Origin of the sequence: Pseudomonas sp. UBA6276, from assembly GCF_002438365.1 — a bacterium.
Taxonomy (GTDB): Bacteria; Pseudomonadota; Gammaproteobacteria; order Pseudomonadales; family Pseudomonadaceae; genus Aquipseudomonas; species Aquipseudomonas coleopterorum.
In genome coordinates, this window is sequence record NZ_DJUS01000134.1 from 46948 (window position 1) to 71137 (window position 24190).

At 66.2% G+C, this 24190-nt stretch carries 3 protein-coding genes; all 3 read right to left on the reverse strand.

Going from position 1 to position 24190, the window contains the following annotated elements; translation table 11 throughout:
- Positions 1 to 58: 58 nt before the first annotated feature.
- Genes B2V21_RS16310 through B2V21_RS16320 form a run of 3 tightly spaced genes read right to left on the reverse strand, consistent with a single transcriptional unit; the run spans position 59 to position 24157 of the window.
- The gene (locus tag B2V21_RS16310) at positions 59 to 4117 is read right to left on the reverse strand and encodes an amino acid adenylation domain-containing protein (protein WP_286917400.1); all 4059 of its coding nucleotides are present in this window, start codon (positions 4115 to 4117) and stop codon (positions 59 to 61) included.
- 1 nt (position 4118) lies between these two features.
- Positions 4119 to 16421: a non-ribosomal peptide synthetase gene (locus B2V21_RS16315; protein ID WP_286917401.1), complete on the reverse strand. Its 12303-nt coding sequence runs from the start codon at positions 16419 to 16421 to the stop codon at positions 4119 to 4121.
- Complete coding sequence (locus tag B2V21_RS16320; protein WP_286917402.1) at positions 16418 to 24157, reverse strand: non-ribosomal peptide synthetase; 7740 nt, start codon at positions 24155 to 24157, stop codon at positions 16418 to 16420. The genes B2V21_RS16315 and B2V21_RS16320 overlap by 4 nt, the downstream gene beginning before the upstream one ends.
- Positions 24158 to 24190 lie beyond the last annotated feature (33 nt).

Sequence of the window (24190 nt, forward strand, 5' to 3'; positions counted from 1 at the left end):
GAAGAGGGTGAGGGAGCGAGGGCCGCCGGGTTGCCTGCGGCCTTCGGTTGACGTGTTCCTAGAAGACGCTCGTGGCCTCGGCGAATTTAGCCACCTCTGGTCGCCTACCGCTTTCGAGGGCCTTCAGGGCCTGCGCCAGCTCGGCCATGAAGCCGGGGTGACGGACGATGTCCAGGTGATGCGCACCCGCTACACAGCGCTGCTCGACCACCTCGACCAACCCGTTCCAGTCGCGCAGGCGCTCGCTGCGGGTCAGGGAGTCCTGGGCCTGCCAGACGTGCACCGCTATCGCCAGGGGTTCGAGCACATGGCGCGCGGCTTTCAAGCGCTTGTCGAGCAATGCCCATTGTTCGAACTCGCGGGACAGCAGATCCGGTCCGTCGCAGGGCAATTGGCCGTCGTGGGCCAGTACGTGCTCGGCCAACGCATCGCGTTCGCGCGCGTCCATCAGCGTGAAAAGACCGCGCCATTGCGTCGCCATGGCCGAGCGCGCCAGCCAGTGTTCCAGCAGCGGTTGCGCGCGATCCCGGGTGGCAGCGTCCAGTGGCTGACGTGGATGAAAGGGCACCGACTCGAACACGTCCACCAGGCCGAGGAACTCGACCTGGACGCGCCCTTGCAGCAAGCGTGCGGTTTCCAGCGCCAGTTCGCCTCCGGATGACCAGCCGAGCAAGGCGCAGCGGCCCCCCTTGACGGTACGGACGATGTACTCGGCATATTCGCTGGCCAGCGCCAGAACGTCGTAACCGCGCCAGCGCTGCTCGGTGTAGACATGGCTGACGAAACCATACACCGGCCGATCCTCGCCCAGTGCCGCCACCAATGGCTTGAATTCGCTGCTGTTGACGATCAGCCCAGGCAGACAGAACAGCGGCACGCCGCTGCCAGAACGGCTCAGAAACACTACCTCGGGCTCGGCCACCGGCGGCGGTGTCAGGCACTCCGCCAAGACAGCAAGGCTGGAAGCATTGAGCACGTCCGCCAGGGTCAGCTTGCGCTCGCCTTGCAGCCCTTGTTTGCGGATGCGCGCGAGCAGCTTGAGGCTCAGCAACGAGTCGCCGCCCAGTTCGGTAAACGATGCGCTGCGTGGAATGTCGCTGCGTCCCAGCAGGTCGCACCACAGCTGCGCGAGGGCCTGCTCGGTCGGCCCTTGCGGGCCTTCGCGGGTTGGCAGCGCCGCCTCCACTGTGGGCAAGGCTCGCCGATCGAGTTTGCCATTGGCGGTGAGCGGCAGACTGTCCAGCACGGTCCAGTGAGACGGCAGCAGCGCGTCCGGCACCTGGCTTGCAAGGGACTGGCGCAACGTGGCTACGTCGGTCTCAGCCGCCAGCACCACATAGGCGTGCAACTGGTGAGCGCCGTCTTCTCCGGCGACCGCGATCACCGCCGCCTCGCCGACGCCGGCCAAGCGGCGAATGGCCGTGGCGACCTCCCCCGGCTCGACGCGATAACCGCGAATCTTTACCTGATCGTCGCTGCGCCCCAGGTACTCCAGGCTGCCATCGGGCAGACGCCGGATGCGATCACCGCTGCGGTATAACCGCGCACCGGGCGCACCATAGGGGTCGGGCACATACCGCTCTGCGGTCAGCTCCGCACGCTCCGAGTACCCTTGGGTCACGCCAACGCCACCCAGGTACAACTCACCGACCACGCCGTCGGCCACCGGGTTGAGGTAGGCATCCAGCACACGCGCCTGTACGCCGGGCAGCGGCGTGCCGATGGGCAAGGTTCGCGCCCGCAGGCGATCGGCATCGGCCGCGTTCTGGCACAGCGCACCGACCGTGGTTTCGGTAGGCCCGTAGTGGTTGAACACGCGCAGCTGTGGAGCAAGCCGGCGAATCTCATCGAGCAGCGCCCAGGACGTCGCTTCGCCGCCCAGGATCAAGGTGTGCCGCGGCAACACATGCAGCGGATCGCGGGCATTGAGCAGGGCCTGCAAATGACTGGGGGTGATCTTCAGCACGTCGCTGCCCTGCTCGCTCTGCCATTGGGCGAAGGCATCGGGGTCGAAGGCCTGCTCTTCGTCGGCCAGGTGCAGTACACCGCCCTGGCTGAGGGCGAGAAACAGCACCGTGTGGCCGAGGTCGGCGGCCACCGTCGAGACCATGGCGAAGCGGCTGTGCGCGGGCAACTGCAGGCGCTGGCCGACGCCTGCGACATAGGCGGCCAGGTTGCCACGGGTGGCGACGACGGCCTTGGGCGTGCCACTGGAGCCGGAGGTATAGATCAGGTACGCCGGCAGTTCGGGCACCGTCCGCGGCCAAGGCAGCGGCGATGGCGGCACGTCCAGGTCCAGATCGAGGGCCAGCCACGCAAGGTCCGGCACCTGGGGATCGGCGCCCAGCACCAGACAGACCCCGCTGTCGGCCAATACCGCCGCCTGCCGTTCTGTCGGCCAGCGCGGATCGACCGGCACATAGGCAGCACCACACTTGAGCACCGCGAGGATACCGACGACCATGGCCGGCGTGCGCGCGCTCAGCAGCGCCACCCGTGCGCCGGGCCCGACGCCCTGGGCGAGCAGGCGCTGGCCCAAGGCGTCGGCTGCGCGTTCGACCTGTGCACGGCTGAAACTCATGCCGGCGCCGGTCAAGGCGACGGCATCCGGGTCGAGCCGGTACTGGTGCTGCCACAGGCTCACCACGTCCTGGGCCTCGACCGCCGGTTCGCCCTCGTCGCTCTCGTGCTCAACGGCCAGTTCGAGCAGCCGCCGTTCGGGCTCATGGCTCACCGCTTCGGTCAGTGACAACAACTGAGCGGCGAAGCGTTCGATGCGTACGGCGTCGAACAGGTCGCACGCATAGGCGATCGACACCTCGATGCCTTCGGCGCGGTCGGTGAAGTCGACGCTCAAGTCGAAATGCACCTCCCCTGCGGTCAGCCCTTCCAGGCTCATGGACAGCTCGGCAAAACGCTGCGGACGGCTGGCCGGTTGCTCGGTGCACTTGACCTGAAACAGCGGATGGGTGCCGGCCTCGCGCGGCGGTGCCAGCGCTTGCACCAGTTGGTCGAACGGCAGCTGCGCATGTTCCTGGGCGTCGAAGAGGGTGCTGCGCACTCGATCCAGCAGCGCGCTGAAGCTCTGCCGCTCATCGACGGCGGTGCTCAACACGCTCAGGGTGGTGAAGTAGCCCACCACGCGCTGGGTTTCGGCGCGGGTGCGGTTGGCCAACGGCGAGCCGATGCGCACGCGATCGGCGCCGCTCTGGCGGGCCAGCAGCAGCTTGAGCACGGCCAGCATGGCCATGAACGTGGTTGCCCCCTGCGCCTTGGCCAGGCTGCGCAAGCGCGCGCTGGTTTCGGCGGCCACCTGCACCCGGACGCTGGCACCGCGGGCATCGCGCTGTGCACTGCGTGGACGGTCCATCGGCAGCGCCAGGGGCGTGTGGTCATCGCTCAGTTGCTGGCGCCAGTAGTCGAGCTGGCGCGCCTGTTCGCCCGCCTCCAGCCAGCGCCGCTGCCAGCCGGCGTAATCGGCATACTGCACGGCCAGCGCCGGCCATTGCGGGGCTTGCCCTTGGCAACGCGCGGCATACGCGGCAGCCAGGTCTTCGATGATCAGGCCGATGGACCAGCCGTCGGCCAGAATGTGATGCAGCACAATCACCAGACGATGCTGCTGCGCATCCAGGCGGTGCAGTTCCAGACGCAGCGCCGGGGCGCCCATCAGATCGAAAGGCTTCTGGGTCAATACCCGAGCCCGCTGCTGCGAGCCGGCTTCGTCCAGTTCCAGGCACACCAGCGCTTGGAACTGATGCGGCTGAATGCATTGCTGCGGCTCACCCTCGGTGTCCTGGGCGAACGAGGTGCGCAGCGCTTCGTGCCGGGCACGCAGATCGTTGCAGGCCTGCTCCAGCGCCTGGACGCTCAGCGGGCCGCCCAGGCGCAATACGCCCGCCAGGTTGTAGGCCGGGCTGTCGGGCTCGCGCTGCCAGGCGATCCACAGACCGCGCTGGGCCAGCGACAGCGGCGCTGTGGGCGAGCGCGGCACCGCGACCATGGGCAGGTCGGTGAAGCGCATGCCGTTTTCCTCGAGCCGAGCCAGGAAGGCCTGGCGACGCTCGGGGCTCAGCTCGGCAAACCGGTGGGCGATTTGATGCGGATCGATACTCATCTCAAACCTCGAATTCATCCAGCCAGCGGGCCATGTCGTTCAGCCGCTCGCGGTGATCGGCCGCTGCGGCGAACACGTCGCTGGGCAGTTGCCGGGCCAACTTCTGCACGGTGACGTGATCGAAGAAAGCGTTGATCGGTAGGTGACAGCCGTGACGCTGCTGCAACTGGGCGCGCACCTGCATGACGCTCAGCGAATGCCCGCCCAGCTCGAAGAAACTGTCGGTGACACCGATCTGCTCCAGACCCAAGACCTCGGCCCAGATCGCCACAAGGGCGCGTTCTGCATCGGTGCTCGGCGGGACATGGGCGCTGGTGCTGCCCTGCCCTTCGGGCTGTGGGAGGCGCTTGCGATCCAGCTTGCCGTTGGCCGACAGCGGCATGGCTTCGAGTTGCAGCAGTTGCCACGGCACCATGTACTCAGGAACGTGCTGGCCGAGGTGAAATTTAAGCGCAGCCTCATCGACGGCATCGCCGACCCAGTAGCCCAGCAGTTGGTTGTCGCTGGCGATGACCACGCATTCACGCACTGCCGGGTGAGCCAGCAGCACCGCTTCGATCTCGCCCAACTCGATACGCAGGCCGCGCAATTTCACTTGGTGATCGAGACGGCCGAGGTAGTCGATGGCGCCGTCGGCACGCCAGCGCGCCAGGTCGCCGCTGCGGTACATGCGTGAGCCGGGCGCGCCGTAGGGGTTGGCGACGAAGCGCTCGGCAGTCAGCGCAGGGCGGCCCAGATAACCACGCGCCAAGTTGACGCCGGCGATGTACAACTCACCGGCCACACCCACGGGTACCGGATTGAGATCGGCATCGAGGATGTGGATCTGCGTGTTGGCGATGGGCCGACCGATCGGCACGCTGCCACCGTCGTCGCGGCAGGCCCAAGCGGTGACGTCGATCGCCGCTTCGGTCGGTCCGTACAGGTTATGCAGTTCGCTGGACGTCTGCGCCAGCACCTGGCGCTGCAATTCGGCCGGCAGGGCTTCGCCGCTGCAGATGATGCGCTTGAGCGAGATGCAGGCAGGCAACTCGCCTGCCGACACGAACGCTTGCAGCATCGACGGCACGAAGTGCAGCGTGGTGATGCCGTGCTCGACGATCAGCTCGCGCAGCGCTTGCGGATCACGGTGCGCACCGGGCGGTGCCATGACCAGTGCGGCACCGCTGAGCAGCGGCCAGAAGAATTCCCATACCGATACGTCGAAGGTGTAAGGAGTTTTTTGCAGTACTCGGTCATTGGCGGTCAGCCCGTATTCGGCCTGCATCCATTGCAGTCGGTTGAGCAGACCCGCGTGTCGATTGCCAACGGCCTTGGGCTTGCCGGTGGAGCCGGAGGTGTAGAGGCAGTAGACGAGGTTTTCCGGGCCGATGACGACGTTCGGCGCATTCGTGGGTTGGCCGCCAAGCGGCAGAAGCTCAAGTGCATAAACCGGTACGCTTGCCCAGGCGTCCATCAGGTGCTTCTGAGTCAGCAGCAACGGACTGCCACTGTCCTCAAGCATGCCCTGCAGCCGCTCCCGCGGATGCTCCGGATCCAGCGGCAGATACGCGCCACCCGCCTTGATCACACCCAGCAACGCCACCACCAATTCCACCGAACGCTCGGCACACACCGCAACCGGCACATCCGGCCCAACGCCTTGCCCTTGCAGCCAATGGGCAAGCTGATTAGCGCGGGCATCGAGTTCGGCATAGCTCAAACGCGTGTCGCCATTGACCAACGCCAATGCATCGGGTGTGGCACGCACCTGTTCGGCGATCAACGCCGACAGGCTTGGATACTGCGGATACCCGCTATCGGTCGCGTTCCACGCTTCGATCTGTTGGACCTCGGCAGGACTGAGCAAGGTCAGGCTGGCCAGCGGACGCTGGCTGTCCTCGAACTGCTGCAACAGCCCGGCCAGGTGTTCGCTGAATCGCAGCACATCGGCTTCGATGAACGTGTCCTGGCGGTAGCTGAACTCGATCTGCAACTGCGCGCCCGCATGGATCACCAGAGTCAGCGGGTAATGGGTGGTTTCGTGGCGCTGCACGGGCGAGAAGCGCAAACCGCTGGCCTCACCGAGGGCCTGTTCCACCGGATAGTTTTCAAACACCAGCAGCGTATCGAACAACGCCTGGCCACCCTGCCCGGCCCAACCCTGGATCTCGAACAGCGGTGTGTGTTCATGTTCGCGCAGCGCACTGTTCACGCCCTGCAACTGCCGCAGCCAGTCGCCCAGCGGCTGCCGAGGGAGCGGCGTCTGAATGACCGGCAATGTGTTGATGAACAGCCCCAGCGTGCGTTCAGCCTCGGGCAACTGCGCCGGGCGACCGGCCACCGTTGCGCCGAACGCCACCGTGGCCTGCCCGCTGTAGCGCTGCAGCAACAGGCTCCAGGCACCTTGCACCAAGGTGTTCAAGGTGACCCGCTCGCGGCGGGCGATGGCGCTCAGGCGTGAGGTCGTCGCCGCATCGCATTGCCAGAGGTGCTGGCGGTGACCCACGCCCTCGCCCGCGCCGCTCACCGTGCTGGCGAGAAAGGTCGGCTCGTGCAGATCGACCAGGCGTTCACGCCAGAACCGTTCGCGCTCGGCCAGATCGCGTTGCTGCAGCCATTGCACGTAGTCGACGAAACGCCCGGCCGGTTCTGCAGGCGGCGTGCCGCGATAGTGCTGCAGCACCTCGGCGATCAGCCGCGACGAACTCCAGCCGTCGAGCAACAGGTGATGGCTGGTGAGAATCAACTGGTAGCGTTGCTCGTCCAGGCGCACCAGCAGCACGCGAAGCAAGGGCGCCTGCGCCAGATCGAAGCCTTGGTCACGCTCCTCGTTCGCCAACGCCTCGACCGCACCCTCGCCCCGGTCACGCCAGTCGAGTAGGCGCACCACCGACGGCACGCTGCGCCGCACCGCTTGCAAGGGCTGACTCAACCCTTCCCAGAGGAACGCGGTGCGCAGCACGTCATGGCGAGCGACCGTGGTATCCCAGGCCTGTTGGAAGCGGGCTGCATCCAGGCCGTCGATGGCCAGGCTCAGTTGGTTGAGGTAATGGCTTTCATCGGGCGATTGCAAGGCATGGAAGAGCATGCCCTGCTGCAACGGCGACAGCGGATACAGCGCTTCGGTATCGGCGGGCAGTTGCAGGCCATCCAGCGTCGCTTGATCCAGCCCGGCCAAGGCGAAGTCCGAAGGCGTGAAACGCTGTGCGTCAGGCTTCAGGCAATGTTCGATGAGCTGCTGCAACTCATCGCACCAGGCTTGGGCCAAAGGTTCGACCCAGGCCGAGGCGAGCCGCGCGCCGCTGTACTGCCAGTTCATGTGCAGCTCACCCTGACGCACCTGGGCATTGATGACCAGCTCGTTGCCCAACGGCGCATCGGGCGCCTGATCGTCGCCGCCACGCTCGCGGGCAAGGCGGAACAAGCCCTGGCCCTCCATGCCCAGATCGGTCTGGCCAAGGTAGTTGAAGGTGATCGAGGGTTGCGACCCGGCAGCCAGTTCGGCGCGCACCTGCGGCTCGCCCAGGTAGCGCAGGATGCCGTAGCCCATACCGTGATCGGGGACATGGCGCAGCTGTTCCTTGATGCCGCGAATCGCCACGCCGGCGTCCGCCCCGGGGTCGGTGTGCAGGCGCACCGGGTAGACACTGGTGAACCAGCCAACGCTGCGGCTCAGGTCGACATCGCTGTATTGCGCCGGGACCTCGCGACCATGACCTTCCAGGGCCACCAGCACACTCTGACCGCCAGTGGCGCGCAAGACCACGCGGGCCAACGCGGTGAGCAGCAGTTCATCGACGCGGCTGCGATAGGCCTGCGGCGCCTGGGTCAGCAACTGGCGCGTGAGGGGCTCGGCCAGGCGCACCTGACACTCGCGCACCTGGTCACGACGGCGGCTGCCCGCAGCGTCCAGCAGCGGCAGGCTGACGGCCCCACCCGCAACCGTAGCGCGCCAGAAATCCAGCTCAACCAGGCGCGCGGGCGCCTGCTCCAGGAGCACTTCGCCCCAGTGCTGGAACGCACTGGTCTTGTGCCCAAGCGCCGGCGTCCGGCCCGCCTGCAACTGTTCATACACACGTTGCAGATCGTCGAGCAGGATGCGCCACGACACACCGTCCACCACCAGGTGGTGAGCCACCAGCAACAAGCGCTGCCCCTGAGCCGTGTCGAGCAGCAGCGCGCGCAGCAGCGGGCCTTCGCTCAGATTCAGCAGGGCTTGGCTGCGGCTGCACGCCTGGGTCATTTGCGCGCTGTCGGTGACCTGCAACTGGTCCAGCGGCACTGTGGCCGTTTCGGCGTAAGACTGCTGCCAGTGCCCGTCGTCGTCCTCGACGAAACGCAGGCGCAGGGCGTCGTGGTGGGCCACCAAGGTCTGCAGGGCCGTTTCGATCAGCGTGGCATCCAGTGGTTCGGTCGGCTGCAGCAGGACGGACTGGTTCCAGTGCTGCCGCGCGCTGATCGGGCTTTCGAAAAACCACGCCTGGATCGGCGTCAAGGTCGCTGCACCGGTGACCGGCCCCTGCGCCTGGACGACACTTGCCTGGCGCTTGGCAACCTGGGCCAGGGCCCGAATCGTCTGCTGTTCGAAGACCTGTCTGGGCGTCAGCAGCACGCCGGCCAGACGCGCCCTGCCGACCAGTTGCAAGGAGACGATGGAGTCGCCGCCCAGCTCGAAGAAGTTTTCGTTCGCGCCCACGCGCTCCACGCCCAGCAGCTGTTGCCAAAGGCCTGCCAGCACGGTCTCTACTTCCCCTTGGGGTGCGAGGAAATCGCCGCTCTGCGCGTGCCAATCAGGAATCGGCAGCGCGGCCCGGTCGAGCTTGCCGTTGGGCGTTACCGGCAATTGCGGCAACCACAGCAGGCGGGACGGGATCATGTAGTCCGGCAACTGCTCGGCCAGCGCCTGCTTGACGCGCACTTCCAGAGTCGACTCATCTGCCGCCGACGTGGCCACGCCATAGGCGACCAGCCGCACACCGGACGGTGAAGGCCGGGCCAGCACCACGCAGCTTTCGACCTCGGGGTGCTGCTGAATGCAGGCCTCGACCTCGCCGGGTTCGATGCGATAGCCGCGGATCTTGATCTGCTGGTCGATGCGACCGACGTATTCGATGACCCCGTCGGCGCCCCACAGCACGCGGTCGCCAGTGCGGTACATACGTGCACCGGGCGCGCCGAACGGATCCGGCACGAAGCGCTCGGCGCTGAGCGCCGGTCGGTCATGGTACTCACGGGCCAGGCCGCTGCCACCCAGGTACAGCTCGCCGCTGACCCCGGCCGGCACCGGTTGCAGGCGCGCGTCGAGAATGTAGGCACGACGGTCACCCACCGGTCGGCCGATGGGGGCGTAGGCCGACCGACAGGCCTGGCTCGCTGCGACCTTCCATACCAGCGGCGTGACCACGGTTTCGGTGGGCCCGTAGCCGTTGATCAAGGTGCGCGGCGCCAGGGTCCGGCGGATGCGTTCGAAGTTGGCCTGGGGCATGGCTTCGCCACCGAAGGAATAAAGGTCCAGCGCCGGTGCCCGCCCCTGCGCCTGGGCTTCGGCGGCGAGCTGAGTCAGGTACACCGGCGGGAAGCCAGCGTTGGTGACCTGCTGTTCGGCCAAGGTCTGCAGGGTGCGCGCCGCCGACCACAGTTCCTCGTCGCGCAGCACCAGGCTGGCGCCACAGGTCAGCGCGGTCATCCAGCGCTCGTGGGCGCCGTCGAACGCGAATGAGATGAAGTGGAATTCGCGGGAGGCCTCGCTCATGTCGTACAGCGGCGCGGTGGCAGCGCAATGCATGGCCAGCGGACCATGAGCGACCGCAACCCCTTTGGGCGTGCCGCTGGAACCGGAGGTGTAGATCAGGTAGGCGAGATTCTGCGCCTGCACATCGACCTCGGGGGCGTGTTCGCTGTAGTCGTCGAGCGCCTGGCGGTCGAGGTCCAGCAGCGGCAGTCCCGGCGTTTCAGGCAATCTCTCAAGCGCCCGCTGCTCGGTGATCAGCAGGCTCATGCCACTGTCCTGCAGCACATAGCCCAGACGTTCGCGGGGGTAGTCCAACGCCAGCGGCACAAAGGCGGCACCGGCCTTGGCCACGGCGAGCAACGCCACCAGCAGCCGATTGGAGCGCTGCAGCGCCACGCCGACGCGCATCTCCGCACCGATGCCGCGGGCAATCAGGGCATGGGCCAGACGGTTGGCCTGCAACTCCAGTTCGCCACGGGTGAGGGTCTCACCGGCGCAGATCAAGGCGACGCGCTGCGGATCGGCAGCGGCATGGGTGGCAATGCGCTGCGGCACACTGATGAACGCGTGCGGTGCGTAGTCCGAGGTGCCCCAGGCCATGACCTGGCGGTATTCGAGGCTGCCGAGCGGACTGATTGCCGCCAGCGGCTGCTGGGCGTCTGCGATCAGGCCGAGCAGCAGGCTGTTGAGGTGCTGCACCAGCGCCTCGACGCGCACCGCGGAAAACGCATCACGACGGTAGCCGAAGGTGATGTCCAGCGCGTCACCGGCGAAGATCGCCACGGACAACGGATAATGGGTAGCTTCACGCGTGCTCGATGCTTCGATACGCACACCGCTGCGCTGGCGCATGGCGTGGTCGACCGGGTAGTTTTCGAACACCAGCAGGCTGTCGAACAGGCTTTGCCCGCTCAACCCTGCCCAACGCAGAATGTCCGCCAGTGGCGTGTGTTCGTACTCCCCCGCGTCGGCGCTGCGGGCTTGCAGCTCGCGCAGCCATTCACCCACTTTTTCGCCCGGCTCGCCACTGCCGATCACCGGAACGGTATTGATGAACAGCCCCACCACCGACTCGGCATCGTTGAGCGCCGTGGGTCGGCCCGACACGGTCGTGCCGAACGCCACCTGCGCCTGCCCGGTGTAGGTTTGCAGCAAGAGAATCCAGGCACCCTGCACCAGGGTGTTGAGGGTCACCCGCTGGCGACGGGCGAATTGGCGCAGGCGCTGGGTGTCCTGGGCCGACAGGCCGCTGCGGACCACCCCATGACCGGTTGCATCGCTCAGACCTTGAGTGTCCTGGGCCGGCAGGCTTTGAGCGAGCAGCGTCGGTCCGTCCAGCGCAGCAAGGCGCGCCTGCCAGTACGCTTGCGCAGCCTCGCTGTCGCGGGTACCCAACCAGGCGATGTAGTCGCGATACTGGCTGCGCGGCGCAAGCGGCTGCTCGCCCGCGTAACGTTGCAGCACCTCGCCGATCAGGCGCGCACTGCTCCAGCCATCCAGCAGAATGTGGTGGAAGGTCCAGATCATGCGGCAACGGTTGGCGTCCAGTTGCAACAACTGCACCCGTTGCAGCGGCAGGCAGGTGAGGTCGAACCCTTTCGAGCGCTCTGCAGCCGCCCAGTCGTCCAGCGCCTGCTGGCTGAGCCCACGGGCATCGTGTACCTGAGCCACGGCCGGGCAGCGGCGCAGAACGGCCTGCAGCGGCGCCTGAAGTTCGCCTTGGCCGAGGAACACGCTGCGCAAGGTGGCGTGCTGCTGCACGGTGCTGTCCCAGGCCTGCAGGAACCGCTGCAGATCCAGCCCTTCGAGCACCACATCGATCTGATTGACGTAGGCCGCCTGGGCATCGCCTTGCAGGCTGTGGAACAGCAGGCCTTGCTGCAGCGGCGACAGCGGATGGAGGTCTTCCACCTCGCGTGCGGCCAGGGGCAAGGCGTCGAGTTCGGCCTGGGTCAGTCCGGCCAGCGGCACGTCGGCAGGTGTCAGCGCCGCGTTCTCCGGAGCCAGGCAGTGGGCGGCGAGCAGGCTCAGTTCGGCGCGCAGGTCGTCCAGCAGACACTCCAGTTGCGAGGGGCTGTAATGACCGGCATCGGCCCGAGCATCGAAGTGCAGTTGGCCTTCCACCAGGCGCGCATTGACCGTCAACGCATGGCTGAGCGGCGCCTGGTCGTCGCGCTGCCGGCCTTGCGGTTCACTGGCCAGGGTGAACAGGCGCTGAGCATCGAAGCCGGTGTCGTATTGGCCCAAATAGTTGAACATCACCTGTGGCGGGGCCTGCTCGGCGAGCGATGCCTGGGCGGACGACGGGCCCATATAACGCAGCACGCCGTAGCCGATGCCCTTGTTCGGCACCTGGCGCAGTTGTTCCTTGACCGCCTTGATGGCCGTGCCCAGATCGCCCAGGCCCGGACTCAGGCGCACCGGGTACAGGCTGGTGAACCAACCGACGCTGCGCTCGATGTCCAGGCCGTCGCTGTAGGGCGCGGGCAAGGCGTCACGGCCATGGCTTTCGAGGGCCACGCTCAGCGAGGTCTGACCGCTGTGTCGGCAGAGCACGCGGGCCAGGGCCACCAGCAGCAGTTCATCCAGACGCGTGCGGTAGGCGTCCGGTGCTTCCTTGTGCAGGCGGCGTGTCAGCTCGGCCGGCAGGCGCAGCCGGTGTTCCACGGCCTGGCCTTCGCGACCCAGGGCCTGAGCCGGTTGCCCTTGTGTCTGCGCGCGCCAGTATTCCAGTTCAGCGAGCAGCGCCGGGCTTTGCGCGAAGGCCAGCAGCCGTTCGCCCCATTGCCCGAAGCTGGCACCCACCGGCGCCAGCGTCACCACCCGACCGGCGCTGTGTTGCCGATAGGCGTGCTGCAAGTCCTCCACCAGCACGCGCCAGGACACACCATCCACCACCAGGTGGTGAATCACGATCAACAACCGTTGGCTGCCGTCGCTCAACGCCAGCAACGCGGCGCGCAACAGGGGCCCCTCGTTCAAGTCGAGACTGGCTTGCAGGCGCTCGGCCTCGTGAAGGAAGGTTTCGGCGTCCGGGGCATCGATTTCCACCAGCAGCTCGTCGCGGGTGAACGCGGTGTAGCGTTGCTGCCAAGTGCCGTCGGCACTTTGGTGGTAACGCAGACGCAGGCTGGCGTGGTGCTCGGCCAGAGCCGCAAGGCTGGCGCGCAGTGGCTCGGCCTGCAAGGCCTGCAATGGGCGCAGCAAGGCCGACTGGTTCCAGTGCTGAGGCTGGGCAATGTCCTGGCTGAAGAAGTAGTGCTGGATCGGCGTCAGCGGCGCCGGCCCACTGGCCACGGTCGGCACCCGCTCGGCACACTGGCGGGCGCTACGTGCGGCCTGCGCCAGCGCGGCCAGGGTCGGGTGCAGGAACAGGTCTCGCGGGCTCAGCTGCCACCCTGCCTGTCGCGCCCGACTGATCACCTGCAAGGACAGAATGGAGTCGCCGCCCAGTTCGAAAAAGTTGTCGGCGACACCCACCTGTTCGACGCCCAATACCCCGGCCCAGATCGTTGCCAAGGCCTGTTCGACCTCGCTGCGCGGTGCGATGTAGGCCTCGACGGCGACCTGCCCTTCGGGCGCTGGCAATTGCTTGCGATCGAGCTTGCCGTTGGCCGACAGCGGCATCGCTTGGAGCTGTACGAGGCGCCACGGCACCATGTATTCGGGCACGTGCTGGCCAAGATGGGTCTTGAGTTCGGCTTCGTCGATCGCGTCCCCCACCCAGTAGCCGATCAGTCTGTCGTCACGGGCGATGACCACACTTTCCTGTACGTTCGGGTGAGCCAGCAGCACCGCTTCGATCTCGCCCAGCTCGATACGGAGGCCGCGCAATTTGACCTGGTGATCAAGACGACCGAGGTAGTCGATGGCACCGTCGGTACGCCAGCGCGCCAGATCACCGCTGCGGTACATGCGCGAGCCGGGCGTGCCGTAGGGGTTGGCGACGAAGCGCTCGGCGGTCAGCGCGGGGCGACTCAGGTAGCCGCGCGCCAGGTTGATCCCAGCGATGTACAACTCACCGGCCACACCCACGGGTACCGGATTGAGATCGGCATCGAGGATGTGGATCTGCGTATTGGCGATGGGACGGCCGATCGACACGCTGCGACCGTCCTCGCGGCAGGCCCAGGCCGTGACGTCGATAGCCGCTTCGGTGGGGCCGTACAGGTTGTGCAGTTCGCTGGACGTCTGCGCCAGCACCTGGCGCTGCAACTCGGCCGGTAGGGCCTCGCCGCTGCAGATAATGCGTTTGAGAGAAGTGCAGGCCGGCAACTCGCCCGCTGACACGAATGCTTGCAGCATCGACGGCACGAAGTGGAGCGTGGTGATGCCGTGCTCAACGATCAGCTCGCGCAACGCTTGCGGATCGCGGTGTGCACCGGGCGGTGCCATGACCAATGCGGCGCCGCTGAGCAACGGCCAGAAGAATTCCCATACCGATACGTCGAATGTGTACGGGGTTTTCTGCAGCACCCGGTCACGGGTCGTAAGACCGTATTCAGCCTGCATCCATTGCAGTCGGTTGAGAAGACCCAGATGTCGATTGCCGACGGCCTTGGGCTTGCCGGTGGAGCCCGAGGTGTACAGGCAGTAGACGAGGTTTTCCGGGCCGGTGACGACGTCCGGCGCGCTCATCGGCAAACCGCTCAGGGGCAGATCTTCGAGCGCATAAACAGGAACATCCGCCGCGCCCGGCCATTTTTCCATCAGGTGACTCTGAGTCAGCAACAACGGGCTGCCACTGTCTTCGAGCATGCCCTGCAGCCGCTCCCGCGGATGCTCCGGGTCCAGCGGCAGATACGCGCCGCCCGCCTTGATCATACCCAGCAACGCCACCACCAATTCCACCGAACGCTCGGCACACACCGCAACGGGCACATCGGGCCCGACACCCTGTCCTTGCAGCCAGTGGGCCAGTTGATTGGCGCGGGCATCCAGCTCGGCATAGCTCAAACGTGTGTCGCCATGGACCAACGCCAGCGCATCGGGTGTAGCGCGCACCTGTTCAGCGATCAGCGCTGGCAGGCTCGCGTAGGACGGATAGTCTTCCTGAGTGGCGTTCCAGGTGCTCAACTGCGCCTGCTCGGCCGGTGTCAGCGGCGCCAGTTCATGCAGCGCGCGCTCGGGCTGTTCCAGCACCTGTTCGAGCAGGTGCACGAAGTGCGCGTGCCACGCCTGCACGGTGGCCGCCTCGAGCAGGTCGGTGGCGTAGCTGAAGGTCGCCGTGATCTGACCTTGAGGGTTTTCTTCGGTGGTCAGGGCCAGGTCCAGCTGCGCGGTCTGGGCCGTCTGCTCCAGACGCTCGAACACCAGGCCGCCCGCCTCCACCTCACGGTCGCCACGTTGCAAGTGGTTGAACAGCACCTGGAACAAAGGGTTGCGGCCCAGGCTGCGCGCCGGTTGCAGCGCCTCGACCAGATGCTCGAAGGGCACGTCCTGGTGAGCCTGAGCCTGCAACGCCTGTTCACGCACGGCCTTGAGCTGGTCGACGAAAGATGCTTGCCGCGACACCTGCAGCGGCCAGACCTGAGTATTGACGAAGCAGCCCATCAAACCCTGGGTGGCTGGGGACGTGCGATTGGCCACCGGAATGCCGATACGCAACTGCGACTGACCACACAGCCGGCCGAGCCACACCCCGTAAGCCGCCAGCAGGACCATGAACGGCGTGGCGTGCTGAGCACGGGCGAACTGGCGCAGGCGCTGGCTGAGGGCGTCGGGCAAGGCTTTGCCGACCCGGGCGCCGCGGTAGCTGGGCAAGCCGGGCCGCAGATGATCCACCGGCAACTCCAGCACCGGTTCCTCGGTGCCCAGGCGCTCGCACCAGTACGCCAGTTGCTGCTCGCCCTCACCCGCTTCCAGCCACAGGCGCTGCCAACGGGCGTAGTCGCTGTACTGAATCTCGAAGCTGGGCAAGGCATCGGCATCGCCCCGCAGACGGCGGGCGTAGCCGCTCGCCAATTCCTCGACGAAGAGTTCGACCGAGACGCCATCGGCAACGATGTGGTGCAAGGTGACCAGCAAGGCATGCCGCTCGGCCTCGCAACGCACCAGGCACAAACGCAGCAAGGGGCCTTGGGTCAGGTCGAACGGTCGTGTGGCCTGCTCTTGCGCCAAACGCGCCAACGCTGCATCGCGGGCCGACACCGATACGTCGCTGAGGTCTTCGCGGCTCAGCGTCACGGTGCAGGCATCGACGTCGTGCACGCGCACCACCGGTTCGCCGTCCTGAGTGGGGAAGTCGCTGCGCAGCACCGCGTGTCGGGCCACGATGTCGGCAATCGCCGCCTGCAAAGCGGCCTCGTTCAGCTCGCCAGACAGTTGCAGGCCACCGGTGATGTGATAGGCGCTGGCGGTCGGCTCCAACTGCCAGAGCAGCCATAGCCGCTTCTGACTGTAGGACAACGGCGATTGCGCCTCGGGAGGTGCCGGGACGATCGGCAAGCGACGGGCGTCGATGCCTTTTGCGCGCAGTTGTTGCAGAAATATCCGCTGCTTTGGCGCTGGAAGCGCGTTGAACCGTTCCGCCAACGGGCGCAACGGATCGTCGCGCAGGCTCGGGCCGTGGGGTTGGCTCAGGTCGTTCATTCGATGCGCTCCAGTTCGTTCAGCAATTGGGTCATGGCGTCCACCTCCTCTTCGGGGGCGTGCGCCGGAATGTGCTCCAGGTGCCGAGCGAGCGCCTCGACGGTGGGCGTATCGAACACCGCGCCGAGATGAATCTGTACGCCCAATTGGTGGCGGATCTGCGAAGCCAGACGGGTCGCGAGCAGCGAATGCCCGCCCAACTCGAAAAAGTCATCCGTCACCCCGACCCGCGCCACGCCCAACACTTCGGACCAGATCCTTGCCAGGTCGCGTTCGGCGTCAGTGCGCGGTTCGACATGCCCTTTGACGGCCTGAACCTCGATCTGCGGAAGGCGCTTGCGATCCAGCTTGCCGTTGGTCGACAGCGGCATGGCTTCGAGTTGCAGCAGTCGCCACGGCACCATGTACTCAGGAACGTGCTGGCCGAGGTGAAATTTAAGCGCGGCCTCATCGACGGCGTCGCCGACCCAGTAGCCCAGCAGTTGGTTGTCTGCGGCAACCACCACGCATTCACGCACCGCAGCGTGGGCCAGCAGCACCGCTTCGATCTCACCCAGTTCTATACGCAGGCCGCGCAATTTGACCTGGTGATCGAGGCGACCGAGGTAGTCGATGGCGCCGTCCTCGCGCCAGCGCGCCAGGTCGCCGCTGCGGTACAGGCGCGAGCCGGGCTCGCCGTAGGGGTTGGCGACGAAGCGTTCGGCGGTCAGTGCGGGGCGACCCAGGTAGCCGCGCGCCAGGTTGACGCCGGCGATGTACAACTCGCCCGCCACCCCGACCGGCACCGGATTGAGATCGGCATCGAGGATGTGGATCTGCGCGTTGGCGATGGGACGGCCGATGGGCACGCTACTGCCGTCTTCGCGGCAGGCCCAGGCGGTGACGTCGATGGCCGCTTCGGTGGGGCCGTACAGGTTATGCAGTTCGCTGGACGTCTGCGCCAGCACCTGGCGCTGCAACTCGGCCGGCAGGGCTTCGCCGCTGCAGATGATGCGCTTGAGCGAGGTGCAGGCTGGCAACTCGCCTGCCGACACGAACGCCTGCAGCATCGACGGTACGAAGTGCAGCGTGGTGATGCCGTGCTCTACGATCAGCTCGCGCAGTGCTTGCGGATCGCGGTGTGCACCGGGCGGCGCCATGACCAATGCGGCGCCGCTGAGCAACGGCCAGAAGAACTCCCATACCGACACATCAAAGGTGTACGGGGTTTTCTGCAGCACCCGGTCATGGGCGATAAGACCGTATTCAGCCTGCATCCATTGCAGTCGGTTGAGCAGCCCGGCGTGTCGATTGCCAACGGCTTTCGGCTTGCCGGTGGAGCCTGAGGTATACAGGCAGTAGACGAGGTTTTCAGGGCTGATAAGAACGTTCGGCGCGCTCATCGGCAAACCGCCCAGGGGCAGATCTTCGAGCGCATAAACAGGGACATCCGCCTCGCCCGGCCATTTTTCCATCAGGTGATTCTGAGTCAGCAGCAACGGACTGCCACTGTCCTCGAGCATGCCCTGCAGCCGCTCCCGCGGATGCTCCGGGTCCAGCGGCAAGTACGCACCGCCGGCCTTGATCACACCCAGCAACGCCACCACCAACTCCACCGAGCGCTCCGCACACACCGCAACCGGTACATCCGGACCAACACCCTGCCCTTGCAGCCAGTGGGCAAGCTGATTGGCGCGGGCATCGAGTTCGGCATAGCTCAAACGCGTGTCGCCATGGACCAACGCCAGCGCATCGGGTGTAACGCGCACCTGTTCGGCAAGCAGCGCGGGCAGGCTTGGATAAGACGGATACCGGACATCCGTAGCGTTCCAGTCCGACAATTGCCGTTGCTGCACCGCATCGAGCAGACGCAGCTCGCCCAGGCGTAGCGAAGCAGTGTCCAGCGCCGGGGCTGCCATCGCCAGCAACAGAATGCGCAAATGCTCGCCGATCCGAGCCACGCTGTCCGCCGCAAAAGCGCTCAGCAGATAGCTCAGTTGCACGTTCAGGGTATCGCCGGCATGGATCACCACGGTCAGCGGGTAATGGGTGGTCTCCCGCGAAATGACCTGGCCGAACCGCACGCCACTGCCGCTGCGCAAGGCGCTGTCCACCGGATAGTTTTCGAACACCAGCACGCTGTCGAACAGCGCTTGGCCACCCTGCCCGGCCCAGCGCTGGATATCGAACAGAGGCGTGTGTTCGTGCTCGCGAAGTGTCAGGTTGAGCGATTGCAGCTCGCGCAGCCACTCGCTTAACAAACGCTGCGGGCCGGGCGCCTGAATGACCGGCAAGGTGTTGATGAACAGCCCGAGCATGCGCTCGGCATCGGCCAGCGCGGCTGGGCGGCCGGCCACGGTGGCGCCAAAGGCCACGCTGCGTTGCCCGGTGTAGCGCTGCAAAAGCAGGCTCCAGGCACCCTGCACCAACGTGTTGAGGGTCACCCGCTCACGTCGGGCGAACGCCGCCAGTGCCGCGGTGGTCGTCTCGTCCACGTGCAGGCGCAGATCGCCGTGCCCCGCCTGCTCGGGCACTGCCGGCAAGGCGTCGGCCAATCGCGTCGGCGCATCCAGGTGACGCAGCTGGTCGGTCCAGAACGCCTCGCTCGCCTGCCCATCCTGACGTGCCAGCCAGGCCAGATAATCGCGATAGGCGCTCGCGCTCGGCAGCGGCGACTCGCCGCGATAATGCAAGAGCACTTCTTCGAGCATTCGCGCGGTGGCCCAGCCGTCGAGAAGGATGTGATGGCGGGTCCAGATCAGTTGGTAATCTCGTTCGCCCAGGCGCACCAGCAAGAGCCGCTGCAACGGTGGTTGACGCAGGTCGAAGCCCTGGTCGCGCTGGGCGTCGGCCAGTTCGGCCAGGTCCAGGCGCACCTGCTGCGCAGGGCGTGCGCGCCAGTCCAGGTGCTGCACCGGCGAAGGCAACTGGCGATGAATCCATTGCAACGGTTGCGGCAGATCGCCGTCCCAGACGAAACCGGCGCGCAGGATCGCGTGCTCGCGGGTGACACGCTCCCAGGCCTCCGCAAAGCGCAGGCCGTCCACGTCGCTCAGCGGCACGCTGACCTGATTGACGTAGGTGCTGTGGGTGCCGCCTTGCAGGGCATGAAAGAGCAAACCCTGCTGCAGCGGCGACAAGGGGTACAGGTCCTCAAGGTCGGTCGCGGCGACCGGCAGGGCGTCCAGTTGCGCCTGAGTCAGCTGCGCCAGGGGAAAGTCCGCCGGCGTGACGCCCGCGGCCCCAGGGCTCAGGCAATGGTCGATCAGCCCGGCCAATGTCGCTAGATACCGTTGCGCCAAGGCTTGCACCACGACCGTATCGAAACGCTCGACGCCGTAGCGCCAGCTCACGTGCAGGCAGCCGTCACGCACCTGGCCGGTCACCACCCATTCGCTGTCGGCCCCGGCGCTGGGGTCCAGGGAAGCACCCAGGGGCTCATCGGCCCAGGCGAACAGGCCACCGGCCGAACGACCCGGGTCGAACTGGCCGAGGTAGTTGAAGGTGACCTGCGGGGCCGTCCGGGCCGCCAGCTGCTCTGCGAGCTGGCTCTGGTCGAGGTAGCGCAGTACGCCATAACCCAGCCCCTCGCCCGGCACCGCACGCAGCTGTTCCTTGATCGCCTTGATGGCTTGCTCCGGGGTGTCACTGCCAGGCGTGAGTTGCAGCGGGTACAGGGCGGTGAACCAACCCACGCTACGGCTCAGGTCCATATCCGCATCAGCGTCGGGTGTGCGGCCGTGACCTTCCAGGAGGATGTCCACCGCCGACTGGCCACTCCAGTGGCACAGCGTCTGCGCCAGCGAGGTCAACAGCAGCTCGTTGATGCGCGTGTGATAAGCACCATTAGCAGCGCCGAGCAGCGCCTGGGTGCGCGCCGCATCGAGTTGCAGGCGCACCTGAGCGGTGTCAGCCAAGGCACGACTGCCCTGCGGATGCTGCACGTTCAGCGAAGCGGCCGGGGTCTGCGCATAGGTGTGCCAGTAGTCGCGCTCGGCCTCGCTTACCCCCAGTCGCGCTTTATTGACGAGGTACTCGCCCCACGCCTTGAAGCTGCTCGTGCGCGAAGCCAGTTCAAGCGGTAAACCCGCCAGCGCCTGAGTGTGCAGCCGCGCCAGATCTTCCAGCAGGATGCGCCAGGACACCCCATCCACCACCAGGTGATGGGCGACCAGCAACAGCCGCTGGCTGCCGTCGCCCAGTTCCATGAGCACGGCCTTGAACAGCGGACCCTGGCCCAGATCGAAGCCACGCTGGGCGGTTTCAGACAGCGCGGTGATCGCCTCGGAGCCGGCGTCGCCCAGGCTCTGGCACTGCAGCAGCGAGGCCGTAGCTTGCCCGTGGTGTGCGCGCCAGCGGCCTTCGACTCGGTGAAAGTGCAGGCGCAGAGCATCGTGATGGACGTACAACGCCGTCAGCGCCCGATCCAGCGCCTGTGGCTGAAGTGTTTGCAGCGGCCGCAGCAGCAACGCCTGATTCCAGTGGCCGGGGACGGGCACCGCCTGGGCGAAAAAATGCGCCTGAATCGGTGTGATCGGCGCCTCGCCCTGTACCGGGTTGGTATCGACACGGGCGTGGTCCAAGGCCACCGCGACGGCTGCCAAGGCAGCGATGTGTTGATGCTCGAACACATCGCGTGGCTTGAGTTGCCACCCGGCCTGACGCGCCCGGCTGATCACCTGCAACGACAGAATGGAGTCGCCGCCCAGTTCGAAGAAGTTGTCGACGACACCCACTTCTTCGACGCCCAACACGTCGGCCCAGATCGACGCCAAGGCCCGTTCCACCTCGCTGCGCGGTGCGACGTAGGCCTCGACGGCGACCTGCCCTTCGGGCGCTGGCAATTGCTTGCGATCGAGCTTGCCGTTGGCCGACAGCGGCATGGCTTCGAGCTGTACGAGGCGCCATGGCACCATGTAGTCGGGTACGTGCTGACCTAGATGGGTCTTGAGTTCGGCTTCATCGGTGTCGCCGCCTACCCAGTAACCGATGAGTCTCTCGTCACGGGCGATGACCACGCTTTCCTGTACGTTCGGGTGAGCCAGCAGCACCGCTTCGATCTCGCCCAGCTCGATGCGCAGGCCGCGCAATTTCACCTGATGATCAAGACGACCGAGGTAGTCGATGGCACCGTCGGTACGCCAGCGCGCCAGATCACCGCTGCGGTACATGCGCGAGCCGGGCGTGCCGTAGGGGTTGGCGACGAAGCGCTCGGCGGTCAGCGCGGGGCGACTCAGGTAGCCGCGCGCCAGGTTGATCCCAGCGATGTACAACTCACCGGCCACACCCACGGGTACCGGATTGAGATCGGCATCGAGGATGTGGATCTGCGTATTGGCGATGGGACGGCCGATCGACACGCTGCGACCGTCCTCGCGGCAGGCCCAGGCCGTGACGTCGATGGCCGCCTCGGTCGGGCCGTACAGGTTGTGCAGTTCGCTGGACGTCTGCGCCAGCACCTGGCGCTGCAGCTCGGCCGGCAAGGCTTCGCCGCTGCAGATGATGCGTTCGAGCGATGTGCAAGCCGGCAACTCACCCGCCGACACGAACGCCTGCAGCATCGACGGCACGAAGTGCAGCGTAGTGATGCCGTGCTCGACGATCAACTCGCGCAACGCTTGCGGATCGCGGTGCGCACCGGGCGGTGCCATGACCAGCGCGGCGCCGCTGAGCAGCGGCCAGAAGAATTCCCATACCGATACGTCGAAGGTGTACGGGGTCTTTTGCAGCACTCGATCATGGGAGGTCAGCCCGTATTCGGCCTGCATCCACTGCAGGCGGTTGAGCAGACCGGCGTGGCGATTGCCGACGGCCTTGGGCTTGCCGGTGGAGCCCGAGGTGTAGAGGCAGTAGACGAGGTTTTCCGGACTGATAAGAACGTCCGGCGCACTCATTGGCAAGCTGCCCAGGGGCAGATCTTCCAGTGCATAAACGGAAACACCCACCTCGCCCGTCCATTTTTCTACCAACTCACTCTGAGTCAGCAACAACGGACTGCCACTGTCCTCGAGCATGCCCTGCAGCCGCTCCCGCGGATGCTCCGGGTCCAGCGGCAGATACGCGCCGCCCGCCTTGATCACGCCCAGCAACGCCACCACCAATTCCACCGAGCGCTCGGCACAGACGGCAACCGGCACATCCGGACCAACGCCCTGCCCATGCAGCCAATGGGCAAGCTGATTAGCGCGGGCATCCAGCTCGGCATAGCTCAAACGCGTATCGCCATGGACCAACGCCAACGCATCGGGCGTCGCACGCACCTGTTCGGCGATCAGCGCAGGCAGGCTCGGATACTGCGGGTAGCCACTGTCGGTCGCGTTCCAGGCGCTCAATTGGTACAGCTCGGCAACATCCATCAGCGGCAGGCTGAACACCGACCGATCGGGCGCGGCGACCATGCCCTGCACGAGCTGGGCAAGGTGCCCACCCATGCGCGCGATGGTCGCGGCGTCATAAAGCGCAGTGACGTACTCCAGCCGGCAATCGATGCCGTCAGGGTTGGCAATGACATCGAGGGTAAGGTCGAAACGCGCACTCTCCAGTTCCACGTCCAGCACCTGCACCTGCAATCCGGGCAGATGCAGGGCCTGGGCGTCCCGCGAATGGCGAAAGTTGAACAGTACCTGGAACAGCGCCGTGTGGTGGAGATCGCGGCTCAGGTTCAGGCCGTCCATGACGCACTCGAAGGGAAAATCCGACTGCTCCAGCGCGATACGGCTTTGCTCGCGCAAACGGCGGCACAGTACGCGTGTGGTCAGCGCAGGCTCCAGCCGTGCGCGGTACACCTGGGTGTTGACGAAGAAACCGACGATGTTCTGCACCTGGGCATGACTGCGCGCAGCATTGGGCACACCGACGGCAAAGTCGCGCTGGCCGCTGTAGCGCGCCAGCAGCACCTGCCAGGCGCCCAGCAACACCACGAAGGGCGAGCACTGCTGCAATCGGCAGAATTCACGCAGTGCATGGGCCGAACTGGCTGGCAGGCGAAGGTCATGACGTGCCGCTTCCAGGCGCGGTTCGGCGCGACGCGGTCGGTCGCTGGGAAGTTCGAGTACAGGCACGTCCTGGCCCAGATAATCACGCCAGTAGGCCTGTGCCTGGCGGCCGGCCTGGCCGGCCACGTACTCGCGCTGCCAGGTCGCATAGTCGGCGTACTCCAGTGGCAGTGTCGGCAAGGCGCGGTCGTGGCCTTGCAGGGCAGCGGCATAGGCCTGGCCGAGGTCGGCAATCAGCAGCGGGTTCGACCAGGCGTCTGCAACGATGTGATGCAGGCACAACAGCAACACGGCACCGCCGGGGTAGCGCAGCAGACTGGCGCGCAGCAGAGGTGCCTGCCCCAGGTCGAAGGGTACGGCGACGCGTTGGCGCAGGGCGGCTTGCAGCTCTGTGTCGTCAGGCAGGTCGACGCATTCCAGATGAAATTCCACCTCGGGATCGATGACCTGCAGAGGTTGCCCATCGACCTGCACGAAACGCGTGCGCAGGCTGGCATGGCGCTCGATCAGTCGGCGCAGGGCGGCCTGCAAGGCCTGGACATCCGGCTGGCCTTGAATCTGCAATGCACGAGCCGAGTTATAGGCCGGGCTGTGTACGTCATATTGTTGAAGAAACCACAAACGGCGCTGGGCGAACGACAGCGGCGCCGGTCCATCTTCGGTGCGGCGGACCGGCCCGCTGGGTGTGGCTGGCGCTGCATCGTCCAGTCCTTCGTCATCCAGTAACAGGGCAAGCAACTCGTCGCGGTCGATATCGGTCATGGTCAATCCAGTTCGCAAAAGAGGGGGCCGACC

Excerpts from the sequence above, each read along its gene's own strand:
- B2V21_RS16310 (WP_286917400.1), bottom strand. The coding sequence starts at position 4,117 with ATGAGTATCGATCCGCATCAAATCGCCCACCGGTTTGCCGAGCTGAGC.
- B2V21_RS16315 (WP_286917401.1), bottom strand. The coding sequence starts at position 16,421 with ATGAACGACCTGAGCCAACCCCACGGCCCGAGCCTGCGCGACGATCCG.
- B2V21_RS16320 (WP_286917402.1), bottom strand. The coding sequence starts at position 24,157 with ATGACCGATATCGACCGCGACGAGTTGCTTGCCCTGTTACTGGATGAC.